The sequence below is a fragment of the Shigella sp. SIG6 genome (genome assembly GCF_053555815.1).
The window spans coordinates 1-25,113 of sequence record NZ_JBQZXC010000006.1 but is presented as its reverse complement, the minus strand read 5'-3'; the positions used below and the strand labels follow the sequence as shown (position 1 = coordinate 25,113).

The following is a 25,113-nucleotide window of genomic DNA, read 5'->3' as shown; positions in this document are numbered from 1 at the left end:
TTGAATAAAAGTATAGCGAGGGGAATGAGTTGAGTTATGTAAAGTCCGTATCGGGCAGTGACTACCGCTTCCTTGTGCGGGGCGTGATGCTTTACCATACTTGCCCTTGGTTGAATCTGTTAAATGGACCCCTCATGTTCAAGCGTCGTTATGTAACATTGCTTCCCCTTTTTGTGTTGCTTGCCGCCTGTAGCAGCAAGCCAAAACCTACTGAGACTGAAACGACCACCGGAACGCCGTCTGGCGGCTTCCTGCTTGAGCCGCAGCACAATGTGATGCAGATGGGCGGCGATTTCGCTAATAACCCGAATGCCCAGCAGTTCATCGACAAAATGGTGAACAAACACGGTTTCGATCGTCAGCAGTTGCAGGAAATTCTCTCCCAGGCGAAGCGTCTGGATTCGGTACTGCGGCTGATGGATAACCAGGCACCAACCACATCGGTGAAACCGCCATCAGGTCCGAACGGCGCATGGCTGCGTTATCGCAAAAAATTTATTACGCCGGACAACGTGCAGAACGGTGTGGTTTTCTGGAATCAGTATGAAGATGCGTTGAATCGCGCGTGGCAGGTGTATGGCGTACCGCCGGAAATTATCGTCGGGATTATCGGCGTTGAAACCCGCTGGGGGCGCGTGATGGGGAAAACTCGCATCCTCGATGCGCTGGCAACGCTGTCATTTAACTACCCACGCCGCGCGGAGTATTTCTCTGGCGAGCTGGAAACCTTCCTGCTGATGGCGCGCGACGAGCAGGACGATCCGCTCAATCTGAAAGGTTCCTTTGCCGGGGCGATGGGCTACGGACAGTTTATGCCGTCGTCTTACAAACAATATGCGGTAGATTTCAGCGGCGACGGGCATATCAACCTGTGGGATCCGGTTGATGCGATCGGTAGCGTGGCGAACTATTTCAAAGCGCACGGCTGGGTGAAAGGCGATCAGGTCGCGATAATGGCAAACGGTCAGGCTCCAGGCTTGCCAAATGGTTTCAAAACTAAGTACAGCATTTCGCAGCTTGCCGCCGCAGGTTTAACGCCACAGCAGCCGCTGGGCAACCATCAACAAGCCAGCCTGCTGCGTCTGGATGTTGGCACCGGCTACCAGTACTGGTACGGTCTGCCGAACTTCTACACCATCACCCGTTACAACCACAGCACCCATTACGCAATGGCGGTCTGGCAGTTAGGACAAGCCGTGGCGCTGGCGCGAGTACAGTAGCTATTTACAAGAGGGGGGCGTGAGCTTCCCTCTGGCTAATCAGCTTTTTTCTGAATCCTCCTCGTAAAATTGCAACGCCAACACCATCTTCCTGACGAAAGTGCTATCTTGTCCGGCATAAATTTTTGACTGACAGAGGTTGTGATGACTGACAGTGAACTGATGCAGTTAAGCGAACAGGTTGGGCAGGCGCTGAAAGCCCGTGGCGCAACCGTAACAACTGCCGAGTCTTGTACCGGTGGTTGGGTAGCGAAAGTGATTACCGATATTGCCGGTAGCTCCGCCTGGTTTGAACGCGGATTTGTCACCTACAGTAACGAAGCCAAAGCGCAGATGATCGGCGTACGCGAAGAGACGCTGGCGCAGCATGGCGCGGTGAGTGAACCCGTCGTGGTGGAAATGGCGATAGGTGCACTGAAAGCGGCTCGTGCTGATTATGCCGTGTCTATTAGTGGTATCGCCGGGCCGGATGGCGGCAGTGAAGAGAAGCCTGTCGGCACCGTCTGGTTTGCTTTTGCCACTGCCCGCGGTGAAGGCATTACCCGGCGGGAATGCTTCAGCGGCGACCGTGATGCGGTGCGTCGTCAGGCTACTGCGTATGCATTGCAGACCTTGTGGCAACAATTTCTACAAAACACTTGATACTGTATGAGCATACAGTATAATTGTTTCAACAGAACATATTGACTATCCGGTATTACCCGGCATGACAGGAGTAAAAATGGCTATCGACGAAAACAAACAGAAAGCGTTGGCGGCAGCACTGGGCCAGATTGAGAAACAATTTGGTAAAGGCTCCATCATGCGCCTGGGTGAAGACCGTTCCATGGATGTGGAAACCATCTCTACCGGTTCGCTTTCACTGGATATCGCGCTTGGGGCAGGTGGTCTGCCGATGGGCCGTATCGTCGAAATCTACGGACCGGAATCTTCCGGTAAAACCACGCTGACGCTGCAGGTGATCGCCGCAGCTCAGCGTGAAGGTAAAACCTGTGCGTTTATCGATGCTGAACACGCGCTGGACCCAATCTACGCACGTAAACTGGGCGTCGATATCGATAACCTGCTGTGCTCCCAGCCGGACACCGGCGAGCAGGCACTGGAAATCTGTGACGCCCTGGCGCGTTCTGGCGCAGTAGACGTTATCGTCGTTGACTCCGTGGCGGCACTGACGCCGAAAGCGGAAATCGAAGGCGAAATCGGCGACTCTCACATGGGCCTTGCGGCACGTATGATGAGCCAGGCGATGCGTAAGTTGGCGGGTAACCTGAAGCAGTCCAACACGCTGCTGATCTTCATCAACCAGATCCGTATGAAAATTGGTGTGATGTTCGGTAACCCGGAAACCACTACCGGTGGTAACGCGCTGAAATTCTACGCCTCTGTTCGTCTCGACATCCGTCGTATCGGCGCGGTGAAAGAGGGCGAAAACGTGGTGGGTAGCGAAACCCGCGTGAAAGTGGTGAAGAACAAAATCGCTGCACCGTTTAAACAGGCTGAATTTCAGATCCTCTACGGCGAAGGTATCAACTTCTACGGCGAACTGGTTGACCTGGGCGTAAAAGAGAAGCTGATCGAGAAAGCAGGCGCGTGGTACAGCTACAAAGGTGAGAAGATCGGTCAGGGTAAAGCGAATGCAACTGCCTGGCTGAAAGATAACCCGGAAACCGCGAAAGAGATCGAGAAGAAAGTACGTGAGTTGCTGCTGAGCAACCCGAACTCAACGCCGGATTTCTCTGTAGATGACAGCGAAGGCGTAGCAGAAACTAACGAAGATTTTTAATCGTTCGTTATTGATGATAATAGATAATGTGTGCACGGACGGTCCCCTCGCCCCTTTGGGGAGAGGGTTAGGGTGAGGGGAACAGGCCAGCACTGGCGTGAAAAATTACTCTCACCTCGATCCTCTAACGAATTGGGCCTGCGGGAACATTCTGCATACTCATTGACTATTAAATCTGTTTATCAGCAAAACCTGGGTCGCATCTGCGGCCCTTTTGCTTTTTTAAGTTGTAAGGATATGCCATGACAGAATCAACATCCCGTCGCCCGGCATATGCTCGCCTGTTGGATCGTGCGGTACGCATTCTGGCGGTGCGCGATCACAGTGAGCAAGAACTGCGACGTAAACTCGCGGCACCGATTATGGGCAAAAATGGCCCAGAAGAGATTGATGCTACGGCAGAAGATTACGAGCGCGTTATTGCCTAGTGCCATGAACATGGCTATCTCGATGACAGCCGATTTGTTGCGCGCTTTATCGCCAGCCGTAGCCGCAAAGGTTATGGACCTGCACGTATTCGTCAGGAACTGAATCAGAAAGGTATTTCCCGCGAAGCGACAGAAAAAGCGATGCGTGAATGTGACATCGACTGGTGCGCACTGGCGCGCGATCAGGGGACGCGAAAATATGGTGAACCTTTGCCAACTGTCTTTTCAGAAAAAGTTAAGATCCAGCGTTTTCTGCTCTATCGTGGCTATCTGATGGAAGATATCCAGGATATTTGGCGAAATTTTGCCGACTGAACGCATACGGTATTTTACTTCCCAGTCAAGAAAACTTATCTTATTCCCACTTTTCAGTTACCAGCCCGGCGGTTAAGACACGCTGGAGCTGGTGGCGATATTTCGTTAGCTTGATTTCAGGATAATTATGAGCAAGAGCACCGCTGAGATCCGTCAGGCGTTTCTCGACTTTTTCCATAGTAAGGGACATCAGGTAGTTGCCAGCAGCTCCCTGGTACCCCATAACGACCCAACTTTGTTGTTTACCAACGCCGGGATGAACCAGTTCAAGGATGTGTTCCTTGGGCTCGACAAGCGTAATTATTCCCGCGCTACCACTTCCCAACGCTGCGTGCGTGCGGGTGGTAAACACAACGACCTGGAAAACGTCGGTTACACCGCACGTCACCATACCTTCTTCGAAATGCTGGGCAACTTCAGCTTCGGCGACTATTTCAAACACGATGCCATTCAGTTTGCATGGGAACTGCTGACCAGCGAAAAATGGTTTGCCCTGCCGAAAGAGCGTCTGTGGGTTACCGTCTATGAAAGCGACGACGAAGCCTACGAAATCTGGGAAAAAGAAGTCGGGATCCCGCGCGAACGTATTATTCGCATCGGAGATAACAAAGGTGCGCCATACGCATCTGACAACTTCTGGCAGATGGGTGACACTGGTCCGTGCGGCCCGTGCACCGAAATCTTCTACGATCACGGCGACCACATTTGGGGTGGCCCTCCGGGAAGTCCGGAAGAAGACGGCGACCGCTACATTGAGATCTGGAACATCGTCTTCATGCAGTTCAACCGCCAGGCAGATGGCACGATGGAACCGCTGCCGAAGCCGTCTGTAGATACCGGTATGGGTCTGGAGCGTATTGCTGCGGTGCTGCAACACGTTAACTCTAACTATGACATCGACCTGTTCCGCACGTTGATCCAGGCGGTAGCGAAAGTCACTGGCGCGACCGATCTGAGCAATAAATCGCTGCGCGTAATCGCTGACCACATTCGTTCTTGTGCGTTCCTGATCGCGGATGGCGTAATGCCGTCCAATGAAAACCGTGGTTATGTACTGCGTCGTATCATTCGTCGCGCAGTGCGTCACGGCAATATGCTCGGCGCGAAAGAAACCTTCTTCTACAAACTGGTTGGTCCGCTGATCGACGTTATGGGCTCTGCGGGTGAAGACCTGAAACGCCAGCAGGCGCAGGTTGAGCAGGTGCTGAAGACTGAAGAAGAGCAGTTTGCCCGTACTCTGGAGCGCGGTCTGGCGTTGCTGGATGAAGAGCTGGCAAAACTTTCTGGTGATACGCTGGATGGTGAAACGGCTTTCCGTCTGTACGACACCTATGGCTTCCCGGTTGACCTAACGGCTGATGTTTGTCGTGAGCGCAACATCAAAGTTGACGAAGCTAGTTTTGAAGCAGCAATGGAAGAGCAGCGTCGTCGCGCGCGCGAAGCCAGCGGCTTTGGTGCCGATTACAACGCAATGATCCGTGTTGATAGTGCATCTGAATTTAAAGGCTATGACCATCTGGAACTGAACGGCAAAGTGACCGCGCTGTTTGTTGATGGTAAAGCGGTTGATGCCATCAATGCAGGCCAGGAAGCTGTGGTCGTGCTGGATCAAACGCCATTCTATGCGGAATCCGGCGGTCAGGTTGGTGATAAAGGCGAACTGAAAGGCGCTAACTTCTCCTTCGCGGTGGAAGATACGCAGAAATACGGCCAGGCGATTGGTCACATCGGTAAACTTGCTGCGGGTTCTCTGAAAGTGGGCGACGCTGTGCAGGCTGATATTGATGAGGCTCGTCGCGCCCGTATTCGTCTGAATCACTCCGCAACGCACCTGATGCACGCTGCGCTGCGCCAGGTTCTGGGGACTCATGTATCGCAGAAAGGTTCACTGGTTAACGACAAGATGCTGCGCTTCGACTTCTCACACAACGAAGCGATGAAACCGGAAGAGATTCGTGCGGTCGAAGACCTGGTGAACGCACAGATTCGTCGCAATTTGCCGATCGAAACCAACATCATGAATCTCGAAGCGGCGAAAGCGAAAGGTGCGATGGCGCTGTTCGGCGAGAAGTATGATGAGCGTGTACGCGTGCTGAGCATGGGCGATTTCTCCACCGAGCTGTGTGGCGGTACTCACGCCAGCCGCACTGGTGATATTGGTCTGTTCCGCATCATCTCTGAATCGGGTACTGCTGCAGGCGTTCGTCGTATCGAAGCGGTAACCGGAGAAGGCGCTATCACCACCGTTCATGCAGACAGCGATCGCTTAAGCGAAGTCGCGCATCTGCTGAAAGGCGATAGCAATAATCTGGCGGATAAAGTGCGCTCAGTACTGGAACGTACGCGTCAGTTAGAAAAAGAACTACAACAGCTTAAAGAACAAGCTGCCGCACAGGAGAGCGCAAATCTTTCCAGTAAGGCAATTGATGTTAATGGTGTTAAGCTGTTGGTTAGCGAGCTTAGCGGTGTTGAGCCGAAAATGTTGCGTACCATGGTTGACGATTTAAAAAATCAGCTGGGGTCGACAATTATCGTGCTGGCAACGGTAGCCGAAGGTAAGGTTTCTCTGATTGCAGGCGTATCTAAGGACGTCACAGATCGTGTGAAAGCAGGGGAACTGATTGGTATGGTCGCTCAGCAGGTGGGCGGCAAGGGTGGTGGACGTCCTGACATGGCGCAAGCCGGTGGTACGGATGCTGCGGCCTTACCTGCAGCGTTAGCCAGTGTGAAAGGCTGGGTCAGCGCGAAATTGCAATAATATAAGCGTCAGGCAATGCCGTGGACTCGCTTCACGGCATTCGCATTAACGCTATCGACAACGATAAAGTCAGGTTGAAGTTGTGTATATCGGCTAAACTTAGGTTTAACAGAATGTAATGCCATGACTGCTTACATGTAATGTGTTTGTCATTGCTTACTTTTTGGCGTTATATGATGGATAATGCCGGGATACAGAGAGACCCGACTCTTTTAATCTTTCAAGGAGCAAAGAATGCTGATTCTGACTCGTCGAGTTGGTGAGACCCTCATGATTGGGGATGAGGTCACCGTGACAGTTTTAGGGGTAAAGGGCAACCAGGTACGTATTGGCGTAAATGCCCCGAAGGAAGTTTCTGTTCACCGTGAAGAGATCTACCAGCGTATCCAGGCTGAAAAATCCCAGCAGTCCAGTTACTAATCTTTCCGCGTCTCATCTTTATCGGTGAGACGCACCCTCAAAATTTCTCCTTCACTCTATAGTCTTTTCGCTTTACTCCCGTTCATTCAACTTAAGTCTCCATTTTTTTGCATTACTGCTATCTGCCAGACCTCCGTTTTTCTGTAGATAAAACACTCTTTTTGACGTTTTTACAGACTAATTGAGCGTGAAGTGTGCAAACGATAAAAGTGTGGGAAAAATTGTTTGACTTATAAGTCTCAGAAAGTAATATGTGCGCCACGCAGCGACGATGAGCGATAAACAAGTTCTTCGAAGCACTCGTAAGAGGCGTGTGGTGAGGTGGCCGAGAGGCTGAAGGCGCTCCCCTGCTAAGGGAGTATGCGGTCAAAAGCTGCATCCGGGGTTCGAATCCCCGCCTCACCGCCATTTGCATCCGTAGCTCAGCTGGATAGAGTACTCGGCTACGAACCGAGCGGTCGGAGGTTCGAATCCTCCCGGATGCACCATCTCTTACTTGATACGGCTTTAGTAGCGGTATCAAAAAATCTGCAGTAAAGTAAGTTTCCCGATGCATCCGTAGCTCAGCTGGATAGAGTACTCGGCTACGAACCGAGCGGTCGGAGGTTCGAATCCTCCCGGATGCACCATATTCTCCAAAAAATTTCCTTCAAAAATATCTCATTTCTAAATAACTACTTTATCCGTTTCCTGAATTTTCTTCTCCTTCGCCATCAGCGACAAAATCAAGCAATTACGCTAAAGTAGCGTCATATTTTTCGACTTGCGAGAAGACCATGTACGAGCGTTATGCAGGTTTAATTTTTGATATGGATGGCACAATCCTGGATACGGAGCCTACGCACCGTAAAGCGTGGCGCGAAGTATTAGGGCACTACGGTCTTCAGTACGATATTCAGGCGATGATTGCGCTTAATGGATCGCCCACCTGGCGTATTGCTCAGGCAATTATTGAGCTGAATCAGGCCGATCTCGACCCGCATGCGTTAGCGCGTGAAAAAACAGAAGCAGTAAGAAGTATGCTGCTGGATAGTGTCGAGCCGCTTCCTCTTGTTGAAGTGGTGAAAAGTTGGCATGGTCGTCGCCCAATGGCTGTAGGAACGGGGAGTGAAAGCGCCATCGCTGAGGCATTGCTGGCGCACCTGGGATTACGCCGTTATTTTGACGCCGTCGTCGCTGCTGATCACGTCAAACACCATAAACCCGCGCCAGACACATTTTTGTTGTGCGCGCAGCGTATGGGCGTGCAACCGACGCAGTGTGTGGTCTTTGAAGATGCCGATTTCGGTATTCAGGCGGCCCGTGCAGCAGGCATGGACGCTGTGGATGTTCGCTTGCTGTGAGTGAAGCGTTATCGCTTTTCTCGTTGTTTGCCAGTAGTTTTCTCAGCGCTACACTATTACCCGGCAACTCCGAAGTCGTGCTGGTGGCAATGTTGCTTTCCGGGATCAGTCATCCCTGGGTTTTAGTTTTAACAGCAACAATGGGTAATAGCCTTGGAGGGTTAACTAACGTTATCCTTGGGCGTTTCTTTCCATTGCGTAAAACATCGCGCTGGCAAGAGAAAGCTACCGGCTGGCTGAAACGCTATGGTGCAGTCACGCTATTATTAAGCTGGATGCCCGTGGTTGGCGATTTACTGTGTCTGTTAGCGGGATGGATGCGCATCTCCTGGGGGCCAGTAATCTTTTTTTTGTGCCTTGGTAAAGCGTTACGCTATGTTGCAGTTGCAGCAGCGACCGTTCAGGGCATGATGTGGTGGCACTAATTGTAGGCCTGCACATATGGTCACCATTACAGTTATGCTAATTAAAACGATTTTGACAGGCGGGAGGTCAATTTGATCCCGGACGTATCACAGGCGCTGGCCTGGCTGGAAAAACATCCTCAGGCGTTAAAAGGGATACAGCGTGGGCTGGAGCGCGAAACTTTGCGTGTTAATGCTGATGGCACACTGGCAACAACAGGTCATCCTGAAGCATTAGGTTCCGCACTGACGCACAAATGGATTACTACCGATTTTGCGGAAGCATTGCTGGAATTCATTACACCAGTGGATGGTGATATTGAACATATGCTGACCTTTATGCGCGATCTGCATCGTTATACGGCGCGCAATATGGGCGATGAGCGGATGTGGCCGTTAAGTATGCCATGCTACATCGCAGAAGGTCAGGACATCGAACTGGCACAGTACGGCACTTCTAACACCGGACGCTTTAAAACGCTGTATCGTGAAGGGCTGAAAAATCGCTACGGCGCACTGATGCAAACCATTTCCGGCGTGCACTACAATTTCTCTTTGCCAATGGCATTCTGGCAAGCGAAGTGCGGTGATATCTCGGGCGCTGATGCCAAAGAGAAAATTTCTGCGGGCTATTTCCGCGTTATCCGCAATTACTATCGTTTCGGTTGGGTCATTCCTTATCTGTTTGGTGCATCTCCGGCGATTTGTTCTTCTTTCCTGCAAGGAAAACCAACGTCGCTGCCGTTTGAGAAAACCGAGTGCGGTATGTATTACCTGCCGTATGCGACCTCTCTTCGTTTGAGCGATCTCGGCTATACCAATAAATCGCAAAGCAATCTTGGTATTACCTTCAACGATCTTTACGAGTACGTAGCGGGCCTTAAACAGGCAATCAAAACGCCATCGGAAGAGTACGCGAAGATTGGTATTGAGAAAGACGGTAAGAGGCTGCAAATCAATAGCAACGTGCTGCAGATTGAAAACGAACTGTATGCGCCGATTCGTCCAAAACGCGTTACCCGCAGCGGCGAGTCACCTTCTGATGCGCTGTTACGTGGCGGCATTGAATATATTGAAGTGCGTTCGCTGGACATCAACCCGTTCTCGCCGATTGGTGTAGATGAACAGCAGGTGCGATTCCTCGACCTGTTTATGGTCTGGTGTGCGCTGGCTGATGCACCGGAAATGAGCAGTAGCGAACTTGCCTGTACGCGCGTTAACTGGAACCGGGTGATCCTTGAAGGTCGCAAACCGGGCCTGACGCTGGGTATCGGCTGCGAAACCGCGCAGTTCCCGTTACTGCAGGTGGGTAAAGATCTGTTCCGCGATCTGAAACGCGTCGCGCAAACGCTGGATAGCATTAACGGCGGCGAAGCGTATCAGAAAGTGTGTGATGAACTGGTTGCCTGCTTCGATAATCCCGATCTGACTTTCTCTGCCCGTATCTTAAGGTCTATGATTGATACTGGTATTGGCGGAACAGGCAAAGCGTTTGCAGAAGCCTACCGTAATCTGCTGCGTGAAGAGCCGCTGGAAATTCTGCGCGAAGAGGATTTTGTAGCCGAGCGCGAGGCATCTGAACGCCGTCAGCAGGAAATGGAAACCGCTGATACCGAACCGTTTGCGGTGTGGCTGGAAAAACACGCCTGACAGAAAAGAAAAAGGCCACTCGTGAGTGGCCAAAATTTCATCTCTGAATTCAGGGATGATGATAACAAATGCGCGTCTTTCATATACTCAGACTCGCCTGGGAAGAAAGAGTTCAGAAAATTTTTAAAAAAATTACCGGAGGTGGCTAAATGCCGTTGTTAGATAGCTTCACAGTCGATCATACCCGGATGGAAGCGCCTGCAGTTCGGGTGGCGAAAACAATGAACACCCCGCATGGCGACGCAATCACCGTGTTCGATCTGCGCTTCTGCGTGCCGAACAAAGAAGTGATGCCAGAAAGAGGGATCCATACCCTGGAGCACCTGTTTGCTGGTTTTATGCGTAACCATCTTAACGGTAATGGTGTAGAGATTATCGATATCTCGCCAATGGGCTGCCGCACCGGTTTTTATATGAGTCTGATTGGTACGCCAGATGAGCAGCGTGTTGCTGATGCCTGGAAAGCGGCAATGGAAGACGTGCTGAAAGTGCAGGATCAGAATCAGATCCCGGAACTGAACGTCTACCAGTGTGGCACTTACCAGATGCACTCGTTGCAGGAAGCGCAGGATATTGCGCGTAGCATTCTGGAACGTGACGTACGCATCAACAGCAACGAAGAACTGGCACTGCCGAAAGAGAAGTTGCAGGAACTGCACATCTAGTCAGTAAACTATCTTCACAATTAATTGAAAAAAGCCAGTTCAAATGAACTGGCTTAGTTGTACTTAGTGCGCACCGCCTCCGCCGCCACCTGCGCCAAATGGCGGTTTAGCAAACCACACCAGCCCCAGCAGTACGAGGAATATCCCGGCTGACATCCAGAAGATCTCATTGGCGGAAATAATCAGCCCCTGATTGGTTATCTGCTGGGCAATCCAGCCTGATGCCTGCTGTTGCGTCATCCCAAGCCCTTCCAGTTGACTGTACATCGCCTGGGCATTCGGGTTGAACGGGTTTACCGACTCAGTCAACTGCGCATGGTGCATCGACTCGCGGTTGGTCCACATGGTCGTGGTTATCGACGTGCCGATAGACCCCGCCAGCGTTCGCGTAAAGTTAGAGAGGCTCGATGCCGCCGCCAGTCGTTCCGGTGGCAAATCAGACAGCGTAATGGTGGTCAGCGGCATAAAGAAGCAGGCCACCGCAAACCCCTAGATAAACTGCGGCCAGGCCGACGCGCCAAAATCCATACCTGGTTCAAAGGTATAGGCACGCCAGTAGAAGCAGACGGCATACATAATAAAGCTGAAGGTTACCAGCCGCCGCATATCCAGTTTATGCGCGAAGCGGCCGATAATCGGCGACAGAATCACCGGAATAATCCCTACCGGCGCAGAGGCCAAACCTGCCCAGGTCGCCGTGTAACCGTAGACCTCCTGCAACAACTGCGGCAGCAGAACAATAGCGCCGAAGTAGAGCATATACGCGAGGCTGATACACAAGCAGCCGATGGTGAAGTTGCGCGACTTAAACAACGACAGATCGACTATCGGGTTATCGTCGGTCAGCTCCCAGACAATCAGGAAGCAGATAGCCACCACCGCCACCACGGTAAGAATGATAATTTCCTGTGATGAAAAACAGTCCAGCTCTTTACCGCGGTCGAGCATAATCTGCAGGCTGCCGATACCAATAACCAGCAGTGCCAGCCCCACGGCATCAATCCGCCGCCGTTCGGTGCGGGTTTCACGTCCGCGCAGAGTTTGCAGTGTCATCAACACCACCGCCACGCCAATCGGCACGTTGATGAAGAATATCCAGCCCCAGTGGTAATTATCGCTGATATAACCGCCGAGGATCGGGCCGCAAATTGGCGCGACAATCACCGTCATCGACCACAACGCCAGCGCGATCGAGCGTTTGGCTGGCGGGTAGTTATTCAGCAATAGACTTTGCGAAAGCGGGATCAACGGCCCGGCGACAATCCCCTGAATCACGCGGAAGAAGATCAGCATATTCAGGCTGCTGGAGACACCACACGCCCACGACGCAATAGCAAAGGCGATGGTGGACCAAAGGAACAGTTTCACTTCCCCGACGCGCTTTGCCAGCCAGCAGGTAAGCGGGATCGAGATGGCATTCGCCACCCCGAAAGAAGTGATTACCCACGTTCCCTGGCTGAGCGATGAGCCCAGATTCCCGGCGATAGTGGGGATCGCCACGTTAGCAATGGTGGAGTCCAGCACCTGCATGAATGTCGCCAGTGACAGCGCAATCGTCATAATGACCAGTTGCGCGCCTTCCAGCGGTTTTTGCTGTTGCATCACACGCACCTCTGGATTAGCCAGCGTTAGCTTTTACGATATCGTCGATCAGTTTATTGACAGGTGCCAGGCTGATTTCACGCGCGGTACTTACCGCGACCGGTGTTGAACGTACTTTATTTGCCAGTACCTGACCGTCACGGTTAGTGGTATTGACGCTCACCAGCGTGGACAAACCAATGCGCAGCGGGTATTGCTCCAGCTGTTTCTGGTCCAGTTCGATACGCACAGGTAGACGCTGAACGACTTTGATCCAGTTACCGGTCGCATTTTGCGCCGGAAGCAGTGAGAACGCGCTACCTGTGCCCATATCCAGACCAACCACTTTACCGGTGTATTTCACATCATCGCCGTAAATATCGGTGGTGATGGTGACCGGCTGACCGATGCGCATATTGGCAATCTGCGTCTCTTTAAAGTTGGCATCCACCCACATATTGGTGGCTGGAACGACCGCCATCAGCGGCGTCGTTGGGCTAATTTGCGCACCCGGTTGCACGGCACGACGGGAAACATAACCGGTCATCGGACTGACAATACGGGTACGCTCCAGCGCCAGCTAGGCGTTACGTACTTCGGTGGCAGCCTGTTGCACGGCAGGCTGTTCTTCCAGTTTAGTCCCCAGAATCATCGCCTGATTGGCATTGTATTGTTGAATAGCGACGTCCAGTTGCGCCTGGGCACTGGTGACGGCGTCGCGGGCGTGTTGCAGCTCTTCGCGACCAATCAGGTTGGCATTGCCCAGCGGCACACGGCGGTTGTAGTCGCTTTGTGCTTTCGCGAGGGCGATTTTTTGCACCTCAATATTCGCCTGCAACTGTTTGCTGTTAATCATCAGCTGGTGGGTTTGGCGAACGCTGGAAGCCAGTGCAGTTTTGGCTTTTTCAAACGCCTGGCGAGCATCTGTCGGGTCGAGAGTGACCAGAACATCGCCTTCTTTTACAAAATCGGTGTTATCGGCCCAGACTTTCGTCACGCTGCCAGACACCTGAGACATAATTTGAATCTGATTCCCTGCCACGTATGCGTCATCGGTTTCTTCGAAATGACGCAGTACCAAAAACCAATAAATCCCTATCGCTACGGCAATAATTATAAAGAGCAAGGTGAGAAGGAGGAGCAGACGCTTACGTTTGCCGCTCTTCTTTACCGGTTGCTGCGGGATTTGAGTCTCCGCATTTGCGCTCATATTGTTCTCCACGATCTTCTTAACTCATCGGCTGAGCCGACCTGCTTGCCAAAAAGGCCAGCATGTTGCGATGCTGGCCGGTCATTTTTTCTTTTATAAATCTGGATTTTTGAGCGAGATGACGCGTTAGCTCATCGCTTCGAGAACCACACCGTCTTGTTCCATCTGGTCGAGACGGGAGAGCAATTTGCGGGTGATTTGCTCGAGCTGATCTTTTTCTGTTGTGCTGAGCGCGGACCAGAGTTGATGCAGGCAGTTATGCTGCGGTGGTAAAACCTCGCGCAAAAACTCGTGACCTTTTTCCGTTAATTGCAGATGCAGGCAGCGGCGATCGTTATCGCTTTCATGACGTTCGATCCAACCGCGTTTTTCCAGTTCATCGGCAATACGCGTCGCGTTGGTACGGGATGATCCAAGAGCACAACTTAATTCAGAAGGCTGAATACTGTGGTTTTCCTGAGACTCCAGCGTAATCAACGCCATAAACAACGTCTCGTTAATCCCCTGAGCCTTCAGCATTTTATTGCGGTTCTCCAGCAGCTTGCTTTGCATGTGCATGCAAAGACGAGTCAGAAGGATCTCCTGATAAGGAAAATCTTCGTGGCGGCTGGCGCGAAATTTTAGCATTTGTTCAATGGGCGTAAACGAACTATCCATTTGGGTATGACCTCATTAATTTCAGCCGATATAGTAACGACAGTGACAAATAAAGTAAATGTATTGTTTTAGAAAAATGATTCTTGTGGGTTATATAATCGCCATCACTTTCCAGGCGAGCCCATAGGCCAGCGCACTAAGCAGTGTTGGGATGATAATGCTGCGTGTTTTATAGAAACTGGCACCCAGTACCGCGAAGCCGACCAGCGTGGGCACGAAACGGCGTGTATCGTGCATCACTTCTGGTGCGGTAGAGACAACCAGCAGAGCGCATATCGAGGCGATGCCAATGGTGTCGAGCAAAATACCTACCGCGCCACGTTTGGTTGGGCGGGCATTACCCACACGCAGGCGCAGCGGCAAATAGCGGAAGCAATAATTCGCCGCGCCAACCAGTAACCCAAGCAGCAGAACCTCATAGCTCATCGGGCGCTCCTTGCCAGAATGCTTGGATTAACGCAGTGAGGCAGCCACAGACAATGCCTGCCAGAATGGCGACGGGAATAGAAAATAGCGTTACGCCTGCAAGGGCACCAACTAAAGCTGCGGTAACGCAAAGAGATTGTTTGCGCTGGAAAGAGGCGAGCAGGAAACTCATAAAGAGTGCCGGAAGCATAAAACCTAATGCAGCTTCAACGGCGGGATAACCTTGCAGCAAGCCGCTGCCGGAGAATGCCCCTATTACCGTACCAAATACCCACGATGACCATGAACTGAAGGCAATGCCGATCATCCAGTTCTCGCTCCAGCGGCGATTATTGCGTACCAGTTTTGCGGTGGCGGCGGCAAAAACCTCATCCGTCAGGCCAAACGCCCATAGGGCGGTTTTCGATTTTTGCAGACGCTGAATAATACGGCTACGCAGTGACGGGCCATACAAAACATGGCGAACATCCATTGCCATGACGGTCAGTGCAGCAACCCACAAACTACTCCCGGCTGCCAGCATCGCGGTAATGACGAACTGGCTCGCGCCTGCATAAATGATGCAGGAGAAAAAAACGCTTTCGAGAGGAGAGAATCCCAGACGGGTCGCATTCAGACCGAACGCAAAGGCCACCGGAATATAACTAATAACAATCGGTAAACTGTCTTTGCATCCTTCCATGAAGGTCGCCGAACCAGGAGCAGGCTGTGGAGTAGGGCTTTCCATAGAGTGTACGCTTAACGATTGTTAATATTATAAATAGACTGAATGAATATCTTAACCTTATCAGACTGATGGGCTTCTTAACACCATTATAAGTGTAAAGCCACGAAAACGGTTGCTGATTGCTTAATTTGCGGCTTCCTGACGATGAAAACCTCGCCACCAGACCAATAAGTTAACCAGGGCAATCGTCGCGCCAGCCAGACAAACGCCAGCCCAACCGCCATGTTGCCAGGCTGAGGCTGAAATTAGCGAACCGGCGGCACCGCCAATAAAGTAGCTGGTCATGTAACCTGCGGTCAGGCGATTACGCGCATCAGGATGTATTCGATAAATTACCGTCTGGTTAGTGATATGCACGCCCTGTACGGTGAGGTCCAGCACCAGAATGCCGATAATCAACGCCAGTACGGAAGTGTGACCAAACCAGATTGCCAGCCATGAAAGTAACAGCAGAAGCAGACCGAAAGTTGTGGTGCGATTTGCCCTTGTCGGCAAAACCGCCCGCCGGACGAGCGCCCAACGCTCCGGCAGCTCCCGCAAGCCCAAACAGACCAATGTCACCATCGCTGTAGTTAAAAGGTGGAGCGGCAAGCAAAAAGGCCATTGAGGTCCAGAGAATGCTGAAGTTGGCAAAGGTCATGCAGCCCAGCAACGCGCGGGTGCGCAGGATCTTATCGCTGATGAACATGCTGAAAACGGAACCCAACAACTGTGGGTAGTTGAGGTGGGTTTCTGATTTCATTTGTGGCAGACCACGCCATAATGCCAGCGCCATCAGTGCCATAAACACCGAAGCAACCCAAAAGACGGTGCGCCAGCCGCCGAGGTTTGCCAGTAACCCGGCAACGGTTCGTGCCAGCAATATCCCCAACAGCAGACCGCTCATAATGGTGCCAACCACTTTGCCGCGTTTATCCGGTGAAGCCAGCGTCGCTGCCAGCGGAACCAGAATTTGTGCCACGACTGAGAATAAACCGGTTAATGCCGTTCCGAGGATCATCATCGCCAGTGACTGACTGCTGGCAGTGATTAACATACCGCCCGCTGCCAGTAAGGTCATCGAGACAATCAGGCGGCGGCGTTCAAACATATCACCGAGGGGAACAAGAAACAGTAGACCTGCGGCATAGCCCAACTGCGCGGCGGTAACAATAAAGCCTGCCGAACTGGCGGAAAGGGAAAAGTTACGCGCGATGGTGTCGAGCAATGGCTGGGCGTAATAGTTACTGGCTACCGCCAGACCGGTGGCGATAGACATCAGCACGATCAGCGCCGGGCTAAGCTCATGATTAGGTTTAGTCATTATTTTTGTTCATCAGGTGATGATTAAGCTGGAAATCAATAATAGCGGATGTTGATGAATATGGGATGAAAGATAGCTTGTTGAAATGTGCGATGTGGTTTGTAGGCATGATAGGACGCGTCAGCGTCGCATCAGGCATTGTGTACAGAGCGGCGGATGAGGCGAAAACGCCTTATCCGCCCGAATAAAAATTACTTCTGCGCTGCCAGCGCCTCATTCACCCAGCCATCGAACTGCTGCTGGTGGGCTTTGATCCAGCCATCAACGTGGCCCTGAATATCGCCTTCTGAGGCTTTGCCGTCATGCATAATGGCGTTCTGGGCGTTAATATCGGCCACTGGCAACTGCATAATGGCAAACAGTTTGGCTGCCGCCGGATTTTTCTCGGTCCAGGCTTTGTTGGCAACGATATGCATGGTGCTGACCGGGAAGCCGTAATTCGCGCCATTCGGCAGTTTGGTATCGGCATTTTTATCGCCCGGCAGTGCGGAGAACGGCACCTGCAACCAGACCACATCTTTCCCTGGCTTCAGCTCATTACTCACCCAGTACGGCGTCCAGGTGTAATAAAACACCGGTTTGCCCTCTTTGTAGCGACTGATGGTGTCGGCCATCATCGCTGCGTAGTTCCCCTGATTATGCGTCACGGTGTTGGTCAGTTCATACGCGGCAAGCTGGTGGTTGATCGCACCTTCGCAGCCCCAGCCAGGGTTACAACCGGTTAAATCCGCTTTACCGTCGCCGTTGGTATCGAACAGTTTGGCGATCTTCGGATCTTTCAGTTGTGCGATGTTGGTGATTTTGTATTGGTCGGCGGTTTTCTTATCGATCAGGTAACCCTGTGCTGCGCCGTTAACAAATACCCCTTCACGATAAAATTTCTTATCGCCACCGGCAGCTTCGTACATGTTGTCATGGAGTGGCGTCCAGTTCACGGCGGTGAAGGTTGCATCGCCGGAAGCAAGCGAGGTGTAGCCAACGTTGTAATCCACTTCGCTGGGTTTGTTGACGGTATAACCTAATTTCTCCAGCGCACGACTGACCAGCAGCGTCTGGAAGGTTTCTTCAGTGATGGTGCTCTGAACTGGATTAACAGTAATGCCTTTGCCCGGCAGATCGGCAGCAAAAGTTTGTGTAGAGATAAGCGTGACAAACGCTGTCGCAAAAAGTACGCTATGTCGCATTGTTATTCCTTTTTTTGGCAGGGTGATAATGCCCGGCGTCACCGGGCAAGTGCAGAGTTACTTAATGAATGGGCGGGTCAGCAGACCAACAGGGCCAGTGGTGTACCAGCGACGGTTGCCGCGACTGCGTGAGTCGCGCCCAACGGCCTGCGTCAGGCGATCGAGGATAATGGCGAGGATCACAATCCCGACGCCGCCAACGGTGGCAAGCCCCATATCCAGACGACCGATACCGCGAAGTACCATCTGACCCAGCCCGCCGACGGCAATCATCGAGGCAATGACCACCATAGAAAGGGCCAGCATCAGCGTCTGGTTAACGCCCGCCATAATGGTCGGTATCGCCAGCGGTAACTGAACTTTGAACAGCATCTGGCGCGGGCTGGCACCGAATGAGCGCGAGGCTTCAATCAGATCCGCCGGAACCTGGTTAATCCCCAGAATGGTCAGACGGATAATCGGCGGCAGCGCAAAGATGATCGTCACCACCACGCCCGGCACGTTACCGATACCAAATAGCATGACGATTGGCACCAGATAAACAAACGCTGGCGTGGTCTGCATGGCATCAAGCAGTGGACGAATAATTTTCGCCGCTCGCGGACTTCTCGCCAGCCATATCCCCAACGGCAAACCGATGACGATACAGAACAGCAGGGCAGTTAACACCAGCGCCAGAGTCACCATTGCCTGCGACCAGGCACCGATTGCGCCGATGGCAATCAGCGAGACCAGCGTCGCCACGCCCATTCCGACCCCGGAAATCTGCCAGGCGATGAGAGCGAAAACGATAATCGCCACTGGCGCTGGCATACCCAGCAGCAATTGCTGGAAACCGTTGAGGATATAATCAACCGGAACGCGCACGCCCTGGAAGACGGGACGGAAATGGGTAACAACCCAGTCGATCCCTTCAGTGACCCAACTGTCGAGCGGGATCAGCGTTTTATGGAACGGATCGAGAATATTAAAATGCTCGACGTTTGGCGCAGGCGTACTGGTCAGCCAGTCAGCACCACCGCCGTCAGCCGGTGCAGTCGTCGGTGTACCCCAGGCGTCTGCGGATTGCGCGGCACTGTCCGCCGCTGGCGTGGTATCCCACGGATTATTTTGATCAGCCATTATTTACCCCCTCACGATCTAAAGCGCGCAGCAGCATTCCTTTCGAAATGATGCCGACATACTGTTGGTCCTCGTCGACCACGGGCACCGCACAGGGTGCCTGTCCGACATGAGAGAGCAACTCGCTAAGAGGCGTTTGTGCATCGACTGCTAACGGCGCATCAATCAGCGCCGCATCAAGACCTTGCTGCTGCGTTAACGCGGTTTTAAGCGAATCGATGGAGACTGCGCCGACAAACTTATTACCGCGTTCGATAACGTAGCCATATTCGCGATCTTCATCCTGCAATAATTTCAGTGCCGAACGTGGGCCGAAGCCAGGAGTTTTACGAATTAAGCCATTCGGTGTCCGGCGGGCAATATCTTTCGCACTGAACACCTGACTAATATCAACGCCACGGAAGAAGGTACGGACATAATCATTCGCCGGATTATTGAGAATTTCATCCGGTGTGCCGACCTGTACCACTTCACCATTTTGCATAATGGCAATTCGGTCGCCAATACGCATGGCTTCATCAAGATCGTGGGAAATAAAGACAATGGTGCGCTGATGTTTCGCCTGTAATTTTACCAGCTCATCCTGCATCTCGGTGCGAATTAATGGATCGAGCGCCGAGAAGGCTTCGTCCATTAATAATATATCCGGATTAATCGCTAACGCGCGGGCTAATCCCACACGTTGACGCATCCCGCCAGAGAGTTCATCCGGGTAGCTGTGGGCATAATTTTCCAGCCCGACCTGACGCAGTGCATCAAGGGCTTTTTCCCGGCGTTCTTCGGCATTAATTCCGGCCAATTCCATACCGAACGCAGTATTGTCCAGCACGGTCATATGCGGCATTAAGGCAAAGGACTGGAAGACCATCGCAATCTTTTTTCTGCGCACCTCACGGAGTTCGGCGTCGGATATTTTGGCAATATCCACACCATCAATCAGCACTTGCCCGCGGGTGGGTTCAATCAGGCGATTGAGAAGGCGTACCATTGTGGATTTACCCGAGCCGGATAATCCCATGATGACAAATATCTCGCCTTCTTCAATGGCCAGACTGGCGTCTTTTACGCCAAGCGATAGCCCAGTTTTTTCCAGAATTTGTTCTTTTGAAAGTCCTTGTTCGATATATTTGAACGCTCGCTGTGGATGCTCACCAAATATTTTATAAAGATTTTTAATTTCTAATTTAATGGCCATGCAATAGAATGATTCCTTTATTTGTTTATGTCGATATATTACCCAATGGAAATAGTCACTTTTTTCTACCCTAACATACTGAGAATCTGAGGCAACCCCTGAGGGCAAATGTGGCATGAATATTGATGCGAGCAAATCGCCGGAATTTTCCGTGATATAAGGGCTGAGAGCAAATCGAGAAAAGTTGATATTTTTTGTCATAGATAGCGAAAAAACGCCTGAATATTGTAGTTTCAGGCGAATAATGCAACAGAATATCAGTGTAGATCACTACAGAATATTTGCGTGATAAAAAGCTATTTGGCGGGAATTATTTCCCTGCTGCGGGTAGTGATATTTTTGAAAATAACACCCTCAGAAATTCCAGTCTTCATCTTCTGTTTCAACCGCTTTCCCCATCACATAAGAGGAGCCTGAACCGGAAAAGAAATCGTGATTTTCATCTGCATTCGGCGAAAGCGCGGCGAGGATTGCCGGATTCACTTCCGCCATTTCTGCGGGAAATAACGGTTCGTAGCCCAGATTCATCAAAGCCTTATTGGTGTTGTAACAGAGAAACGCTTTCACATCGTCAGCCCACGGGGTTTCGGCGTACAGCTCATCGGTGTATTGCAACTCGTTGTCGTAGAGTTCCAGCAACAAATCGAAGGCGAAACTCTTCAACTCTTCACGTTGTCCCAGAGATATCTTTTCCATGTTTTTCTGATATTTATAGCCTATGTAGTAACCGTGGACTGCTTCATCGCGGATAATCAGACGGATCAGGTCCGCGGTATTGGTCAGCTTTCCGCGGCTGGAAAAATACATCGGCAGCCAGAAACCGGAATAGAACAAAAAAGATTCAAGAAACACACTGGCGATTTTCTTTTTCAGCGGATCATCACCGCGATAATGTTGCTGAATAATCTGAGCTTTTCGCTGCAACGGTGCGTTTTCTTCACTCCAGGCGTAGGCGGCATCGACATCTTTGGTCTGGCACAGCGTCGAGAAAATCGAACTGTAAGAGCGGGCATGAACCGCTTCCATAAAGCTGATATTCGATAATACCGCCTCTTCATGAGGCGTGAGCGCATCGAGCATCAGCGAAGGCGCGCCGATAACATTTTGCAGCGTGTCGAGCAGCGTCAGGCCAGTAAAAACGCGCATCGTCAGTTGTTGTTCTACGACAGTTAATGTCTGCCAGGCGGGAATATCGTTCGACAGCGGCACCTTTTCTGGTAGCCAGAAATTGCTGGTCAGGCGATTCCACACCTCCAGATCTTTATCGTCAGATATCTTGTTCCAGTTGATGGCGCTGATACGTGAGAGTTTCATAGATATTCCTTAAAGTGCACAGGAGACGCAGCCTTCAATTTCAGTGCCTTCCAGCGCCATCTGACGCAGGCGGATGTAATAGAGCGTTTTGATACCTTTGCGCCAGGCGTAAATCTGCGCTTTGTTGATATCGCGAGTGGTGGCGGTATCGGGGAAAAACAGCGTCAGCGACAGCCCCTGATCGACATGGCGAGTCGCTTCCGCGTAGGTGTCGATGATCTTTTCTGCGCCAATTTCGTAAGCGTCCTGATACAGCGCCAGATTTTCGTTAGTCATAAACGGGGCAGGGTAGTAAACGCGTCCTGTTTTGCCCTCTTTGCGTATCTCTACTTTCGCCACAATCGGATGAATACTCGACGTAGCATGGTTGATATAAGAGATAGACCCGGTTGGCGGCACCGCCTGGAGATTCTGGTTGTATATGCCGTAGCGCATCACGTCGTCGCGCAGTTGCGCCCACATCTCACGGGTAGGTAACGTAATACCGCTGCGGGCAAACAGTTCGCCAACTTTCGCCGTTTTCGGCTGCCAGTTACCTTGCAGATATTGGCTGAAATATTCACCACTGGCATAGCGTGACTGTTTGAACCCGGCGAAGGTTTCACCGCGTTCGCGCGCCAGCAACATCGAGGTACGCAGTGCGTGCCAGGTGATGGTATAGAAATAGAGATTGGTGAAATCCAGGGCTTCCGGCGAACCATAAGCGATGCCTTCCCTCGCCAGATAACCATGTAAATTCATCTGCCCCAGTCCGATGGCGTGCGAGGCGGCATTTCCGGCTTCGATGGACGGCACGCTGCGGATATGACTCATATCTGACACCGCCGTTAAACCGCGCACGGCAGTCTCTACCGTGCGGGAAAAATCGGGGGAATCCATGGTGTGCGCAATATTCAACGAACCTAAATTGCAGGAAATATCATGGCCTGTGCGGGCATAGTCGAGATTCTCGTCATACTCTGAGGCGCTGTTAACCTGCAAAATTTCTGAGCAGAGATTACTCATATTTATGCGCCCGGCGATAGGGTTAGCACGGTTTACTGTGTCTTCATACATGATGTAGGGATAGCCGGACTCAAACTGGATTTCTGCCAGTCGCTGGAAGAAATCACGGGCGTTGAGGTATTTTTTGCGGATGCGTTCATCGGCAACCAGTTCGTCATAGTGTTCGCTAATGGCGATATCGGCAAACGGCTTGCCATAAACTCGCTCAACGTCATAGGGCGAAAACAGCGCCATCTGCGCATTCTCTTTTGCCAGATGGAAAGTGATATCCGGGATCACCACGCCCAGCGACAGTGTTTTAATGCGGATTTTTTCGTCGGCATTTTCCCGTTTCGTGTCGAGAAAACGCAGAATATCGGGATGATGAGCATGTAAATAGACTGCACCTGCCCCCTGACGCGCGCCGAGTTGGTTGGCATAGGAAAATGCGTCTTCCAACATTTTCATCACCGGAATTACGCCAGAAGATTGATTTTCAATACGTTTAATTGGCGCGCCCGCTTCCCGCAGATTCGACAGCAAAAATGCTACGCCGCCGCCGCGTTTCGACAGCTGCAGTGCGGAATTTACCGCCCGACCAATCGACTCCATATTGTCTTCAATACGCAGCAAAAAACAGGAAACCAGTTCGCCGCGCTGCTGCTTACCGCAGTTGAGGAATGTTGGCGTGGCTGGCTGAAAGCGTCCTGACAGCATTTCATCGGTCAGTTGCAACGCCAGCGTCTCATCGCCTTGTGCCAGCGTCAGCGCCACCATCGTGACTCGATCGGCAAAATCTTCCAGATAACGTTTACCGTCGAATGTCTTCAACGTATAGCTGGTGTAAAACTTCCATGCCCCGAGGAATGTCTGGAAACGAAAACCGCTGGTGTGTGCGTGGGCAAACAGCGTAATGACAAAGTCGCGAGAGTAGCGATTAAGAACGCTTTCATCATAGTAACCTTCGTTGACCAGCCAGTTCAGGCGCTGCTGCTGGCTACTGAAGGTCACACTGTTCGGACGCACATGCGTCGCAATAAAGGCGTTAACGGCCTGGCGGTCTTTATCGAACTGAATGCGACCTGCGCTATCGTAAAGATTAAGCATCGCATTCAGCGCGTGGTAATCCATCGTTTCCTGCGTCAGGCATTCTGCGGTTGTCGTTGCCAAAATTCGGTTACTCCTTTACGAACGTTTTCGATATCGCTTTGCGTACCCATGAGTTCAAAACGGTACAGCCACGGCACGCCGCATTTCCGGGCAATCACATCTCCGGCGCGGCCATACGCCTCACCAAAGTTGCGATTACCAGAAGCAATAACGCCGCGAAGCAACGCCCGGTTGTGCTCGTCGTTTAAAAAGCGAATTACCTGTCGTGGCACCGCGCCAGCCGTACCGCCGCCGCCGTAAGAGGGCACGATCAGGATGTAAGGCTCGTCTACCTGAATCCGTTCCCGCTCATTGAGCGGGATGCGCACCGCGGGCAGACCTAAACGTTCGATAAAACGCTGCGTGTTTTCGGAGCTGCTGGAGAAGTAGACGAGCTGGCTCATGCACTGGCCGCGTGTGGCGCTGGATGCAGACGGTTAATCATGTCCGGACGGAAACCAGACCAGCTAAGATCGCCAGCAATCACTACCGGCAACTGACGAAAGCCCTGAGCACGCAACGCTTCCGCTGCTTCAGGAACGCGATCGACATTAATCATTTCAAAATCAAAGCCCCGGTTTTCCATCGCCCGTTTGGTGGCGTGGCACTGAACGCAATCGTTACGAGTATAAATAGTTATGCGCATGATTCGTATTTCCGTTTAAAATGAAGATACGGCGCGATGATACGCGTCGGGTTGTCTCTCTGTTGATACAGAGATACTAGATGTAGTTGAAAAAAGATTCAACCACACAATATATAGCAAATAGTGATCGAAATTACCCTGGATATGAGCGTGACGGGGGAGGGGGATTTTTGTGATTCACCAGGCAAAAAGAAACCCCGAAGACAGGCTTCGGGGTCAAAGACGCGTATTTATTATCATTTTTGCACTACGATTTGCGCATGCTTAACAGTGCGCCGATAAAAATACCTACCGCAGCTGCTGTACCCACGCTACACTAGGGTCTTTCACGAACAAAAGAATCCGCGCAGCCAACGGCATCGCGCGCGGCTTGCTGGACGCGAGTACGACCATGCATTCGCGCCCTGGTTTCTTTCAGCAACGCCTGAGCTTTACTGCGTGCGGCTTCAGCTTCCCCTTTGGCGTCGCTGCCCCAGGACTTCAATACAGATTCGAGGCTGTCAGCTAATTGATTGACATCATTCTGGATATCCTGCACGCCATCATCAACGTCGTTGCGGTTCGGTCGGTTGGTAATGCTGCCAACTTACTGATTTAGTGTATGATGGTGATTTTAAGGTGCTTGCGTA

The 25,113-nt window shown here is 51.7% G+C and carries 19 protein-coding genes, 3 tRNA genes and 5 pseudogenes; 13 read left to right on the top strand and 14 right to left on the bottom strand.

Annotated elements, in window-relative coordinates; genetic code table 11:
• The first annotated feature begins 134 nt into the window (after positions 1-134).
• From mltB to luxS, 13 genes and pseudogenes are all read left to right on the top strand, one after another.
• Entirely contained in the window at positions 135-1,220 is a 1,086-nt protein-coding gene (gene mltB / locus ACUU1M_RS02165) for a lytic murein transglycosylase B (RefSeq protein WP_005051417.1), read from the top strand.
• A 144-nt stretch (positions 1,221-1,364) separates the two neighbouring features.
• Positions 1,365-1,862 carry a nicotinamide-nucleotide amidase gene (gene pncC / locus ACUU1M_RS02160; protein WP_000132231.1) on the top strand — a complete coding sequence of 166 codons (498 nt, stop codon included), beginning with the start codon at positions 1,365-1,367 and terminating at the stop codon, positions 1,860-1,862.
• A gap of 79 nt (positions 1,863-1,941) precedes the next feature.
• Entirely contained in the window at positions 1,942-3,003 is a 1,062-nt protein-coding gene (gene recA, locus ACUU1M_RS02155; RefSeq protein ID WP_000963143.1) for a recombinase RecA, read from the top strand.
• A gap of 242 nt (positions 3,004-3,245) precedes the next feature.
• A pseudogene (recX, locus tag ACUU1M_RS02150) lies at positions 3,246-3,746 on the top strand (recombination regulator RecX).
• A gap of 127 nt (positions 3,747-3,873) precedes the next feature.
• Entirely contained in the window at positions 3,874-6,504 is a 2,631-nt protein-coding gene (gene alaS / locus ACUU1M_RS02145) for an alanine--tRNA ligase (RefSeq protein ID WP_152028859.1), read from the top strand.
• Positions 6,505-6,738: 234 nt separating this feature from the next.
• Positions 6,739-6,924: a carbon storage regulator CsrA gene (gene csrA, locus ACUU1M_RS02140; RefSeq protein WP_000906486.1), complete on the top strand. Its 186-nt coding sequence runs from the start codon at positions 6,739-6,741 to the stop codon at positions 6,922-6,924.
• A gap of 315 nt (positions 6,925-7,239) precedes the next feature.
• Positions 7,240-7,332: transfer RNA gene (locus ACUU1M_RS02135), tRNA-Ser, on the top strand.
• 3 nt (positions 7,333-7,335) lie between these two features.
• Positions 7,336-7,412 (top strand) — tRNA-Arg (locus tag ACUU1M_RS02130).
• Between the two features lie 64 nt (positions 7,413-7,476).
• A tRNA-Arg gene (locus ACUU1M_RS02125) sits at positions 7,477-7,553 on the top strand.
• A 147-nt stretch (positions 7,554-7,700) separates the two neighbouring features.
• Positions 7,701-8,267, top strand: a complete 567-nt coding sequence (yqaB, locus tag ACUU1M_RS02120) for a fructose-1-phosphate/6-phosphogluconate phosphatase (RefSeq protein ID WP_000273292.1) — start codon at positions 7,701-7,703, stop codon at positions 8,265-8,267.
• A complete protein-coding gene (locus tag ACUU1M_RS02115) occupies positions 8,264-8,692 on the top strand; it encodes a YqaA family protein (RefSeq protein ID WP_001287454.1) in 429 nt (142 codons plus the stop codon). The genes yqaB and ACUU1M_RS02115 overlap by 4 nt, the downstream gene beginning before the upstream one ends.
• A gap of 72 nt (positions 8,693-8,764) precedes the next feature.
• Positions 8,765-10,321: a glutamate--cysteine ligase gene (gene gshA / locus ACUU1M_RS02110; RefSeq protein WP_000611802.1), complete on the top strand. Its 1,557-nt coding sequence runs from the start codon at positions 8,765-8,767 to the stop codon at positions 10,319-10,321.
• Between the two features lie 149 nt (positions 10,322-10,470).
• Entirely contained in the window at positions 10,471-10,986 is a 516-nt protein-coding gene (gene luxS / locus ACUU1M_RS02105; RefSeq protein WP_001130211.1) for an S-ribosylhomocysteine lyase, read from the top strand.
• A 63-nt stretch (positions 10,987-11,049) separates the two neighbouring features.
• Here luxS and emrB read toward each other — a convergent pair.
• The 14 genes and pseudogenes from emrB to ACUU1M_RS02035 all read right to left on the bottom strand — a co-directional run bounded on the left by emrB (position 11,050) and on the right by ACUU1M_RS02035 (position 25,061).
• Positions 11,050-12,588: pseudogene (gene emrB, locus ACUU1M_RS02100) on the bottom strand (multidrug efflux MFS transporter permease subunit EmrB).
• 16 nt (positions 12,589-12,604) lie between these two features.
• Positions 12,605-13,777 (bottom strand): annotated as a pseudogene (emrA, locus tag ACUU1M_RS02095) (multidrug efflux MFS transporter periplasmic adaptor subunit EmrA).
• Positions 13,778-13,903: 126 nt separating this feature from the next.
• The gene (gene emrR, locus ACUU1M_RS02090; RefSeq protein WP_000378433.1) at positions 13,904-14,434 is read right to left on the bottom strand and encodes a multidrug efflux transporter EmrAB transcriptional repressor EmrR; all 531 of its coding nucleotides are present in this window, start codon (positions 14,432-14,434) and stop codon (positions 13,904-13,906) included.
• 90 nt (positions 14,435-14,524) lie between these two features.
• The gene (ygaH, locus tag ACUU1M_RS02085; RefSeq protein ID WP_000119749.1) at positions 14,525-14,860 is read right to left on the bottom strand and encodes an L-valine transporter subunit YgaH; all 336 of its coding nucleotides are present in this window, start codon (positions 14,858-14,860) and stop codon (positions 14,525-14,527) included.
• Positions 14,850-15,587 carry an L-valine exporter subunit YgaZ gene (gene ygaZ / locus ACUU1M_RS02080; RefSeq protein ID WP_000445658.1) on the bottom strand — a complete coding sequence of 246 codons (738 nt, stop codon included), beginning with the start codon at positions 15,585-15,587 and terminating at the stop codon, positions 14,850-14,852. Before ygaZ ends, ygaH begins: the two co-directional genes overlap by 11 nt.
• Before the next feature lie 123 nt (positions 15,588-15,710).
• Positions 15,711-16,890: pseudogene (locus ACUU1M_RS02075) on the bottom strand (MFS transporter).
• Between the two features lie 191 nt (positions 16,891-17,081).
• Positions 17,082-18,074, bottom strand: a complete 993-nt coding sequence (proX, locus tag ACUU1M_RS02070) for a glycine betaine/L-proline ABC transporter substrate-binding protein ProX (RefSeq protein ID WP_001216544.1) — start codon at positions 18,072-18,074, stop codon at positions 17,082-17,084.
• 57 nt (positions 18,075-18,131) lie between these two features.
• Positions 18,132-19,196, bottom strand: a complete 1,065-nt coding sequence (gene proW, locus ACUU1M_RS02065; protein WP_449144637.1) for a glycine betaine/L-proline ABC transporter permease ProW — start codon at positions 19,194-19,196, stop codon at positions 18,132-18,134.
• Positions 19,189-20,391 carry a glycine betaine/L-proline ABC transporter ATP-binding protein ProV gene (gene proV / locus ACUU1M_RS02060; protein ID WP_000985494.1) on the bottom strand — a complete coding sequence of 401 codons (1,203 nt, stop codon included), beginning with the start codon at positions 20,389-20,391 and terminating at the stop codon, positions 19,189-19,191. The genes proW and proV overlap by 8 nt, the downstream gene beginning before the upstream one ends.
• 354 nt (positions 20,392-20,745) lie before the next feature.
• Positions 20,746-21,705: a class 1b ribonucleoside-diphosphate reductase subunit beta gene (gene nrdF / locus ACUU1M_RS02055; RefSeq protein ID WP_000777956.1), complete on the bottom strand. Its 960-nt coding sequence runs from the start codon at positions 21,703-21,705 to the stop codon at positions 20,746-20,748.
• A 9-nt stretch (positions 21,706-21,714) separates the two neighbouring features.
• The gene (nrdE, locus tag ACUU1M_RS02050) at positions 21,715-23,859 is read right to left on the bottom strand and encodes a class 1b ribonucleoside-diphosphate reductase subunit alpha (protein WP_000246547.1); all 2,145 of its coding nucleotides are present in this window, start codon (positions 23,857-23,859) and stop codon (positions 21,715-21,717) included.
• Positions 23,832-24,242: a class Ib ribonucleoside-diphosphate reductase assembly flavoprotein NrdI gene (nrdI, locus tag ACUU1M_RS02045; protein ID WP_000080947.1), complete on the bottom strand. Its 411-nt coding sequence runs from the start codon at positions 24,240-24,242 to the stop codon at positions 23,832-23,834. The genes nrdE and nrdI overlap by 28 nt, the downstream gene beginning before the upstream one ends.
• Complete coding sequence (gene nrdH / locus ACUU1M_RS02040; RefSeq protein ID WP_001223227.1) at positions 24,239-24,484, bottom strand: glutaredoxin-like protein NrdH; 246 nt, start codon at positions 24,482-24,484, stop codon at positions 24,239-24,241. Before nrdH ends, nrdI begins: the two co-directional genes overlap by 4 nt.
• 247 nt (positions 24,485-24,731) lie before the next feature.
• Positions 24,732-25,061, bottom strand: a pseudogene (locus tag ACUU1M_RS02035) (DUF883 domain-containing protein).
• Between the last annotated feature and the right edge of the window lie 52 nt (positions 25,062-25,113).

Coding starts and splice junctions, on each gene's coding strand:
- mltB (WP_005051417.1), top strand. CDS start 135: ATGTTCAAGCGTCGTTATGTAACATTGCTTCCCCTTTTTGTGTTGCTT.
- pncC (WP_000132231.1), top strand. CDS start 1,365: ATGACTGACAGTGAACTGATGCAGTTAAGCGAACAGGTTGGGCAGGCG.
- recA (WP_000963143.1), top strand. CDS start 1,942: ATGGCTATCGACGAAAACAAACAGAAAGCGTTGGCGGCAGCACTGGGC.
- alaS (WP_152028859.1), top strand. CDS start 3,874: ATGAGCAAGAGCACCGCTGAGATCCGTCAGGCGTTTCTCGACTTTTTC.
- csrA (WP_000906486.1), top strand. CDS start 6,739: ATGCTGATTCTGACTCGTCGAGTTGGTGAGACCCTCATGATTGGGGAT.
- yqaB (WP_000273292.1), top strand. CDS start 7,701: ATGTACGAGCGTTATGCAGGTTTAATTTTTGATATGGATGGCACAATC.
- luxS (WP_001130211.1), top strand. CDS start 10,471: ATGCCGTTGTTAGATAGCTTCACAGTCGATCATACCCGGATGGAAGCG.
- emrR (WP_000378433.1), bottom strand. CDS start 14,434: ATGGATAGTTCGTTTACGCCCATTGAACAAATGCTAAAATTTCGCGCC.
- ygaH (WP_000119749.1), bottom strand. CDS start 14,860: ATGAGCTATGAGGTTCTGCTGCTTGGGTTACTGGTTGGCGCGGCGAAT.
- ygaZ (WP_000445658.1), bottom strand. CDS start 15,587: ATGGAAAGCCCTACTCCACAGCCTGCTCCTGGTTCGGCGACCTTCATG.
- proX (WP_001216544.1), bottom strand. CDS start 18,074: ATGCGACATAGCGTACTTTTTGCGACAGCGTTTGTCACGCTTATCTCT.
- proW (WP_449144637.1), bottom strand. CDS start 19,196: ATGGCTGATCAAAATAATCCGTGGGATACCACGCCAGCGGCGGACAGT.
- proV (WP_000985494.1), bottom strand. CDS start 20,391: ATGGCCATTAAATTAGAAATTAAAAATCTTTATAAAATATTTGGTGAG.
- nrdF (WP_000777956.1), bottom strand. CDS start 21,705: ATGAAACTCTCACGTATCAGCGCCATCAACTGGAACAAGATATCTGAC.
- nrdI (WP_000080947.1), bottom strand. CDS start 24,242: ATGAGCCAGCTCGTCTACTTCTCCAGCAGCTCCGAAAACACGCAGCGT.
- nrdH (WP_001223227.1), bottom strand. CDS start 24,484: ATGCGCATAACTATTTATACTCGTAACGATTGCGTTCAGTGCCACGCC.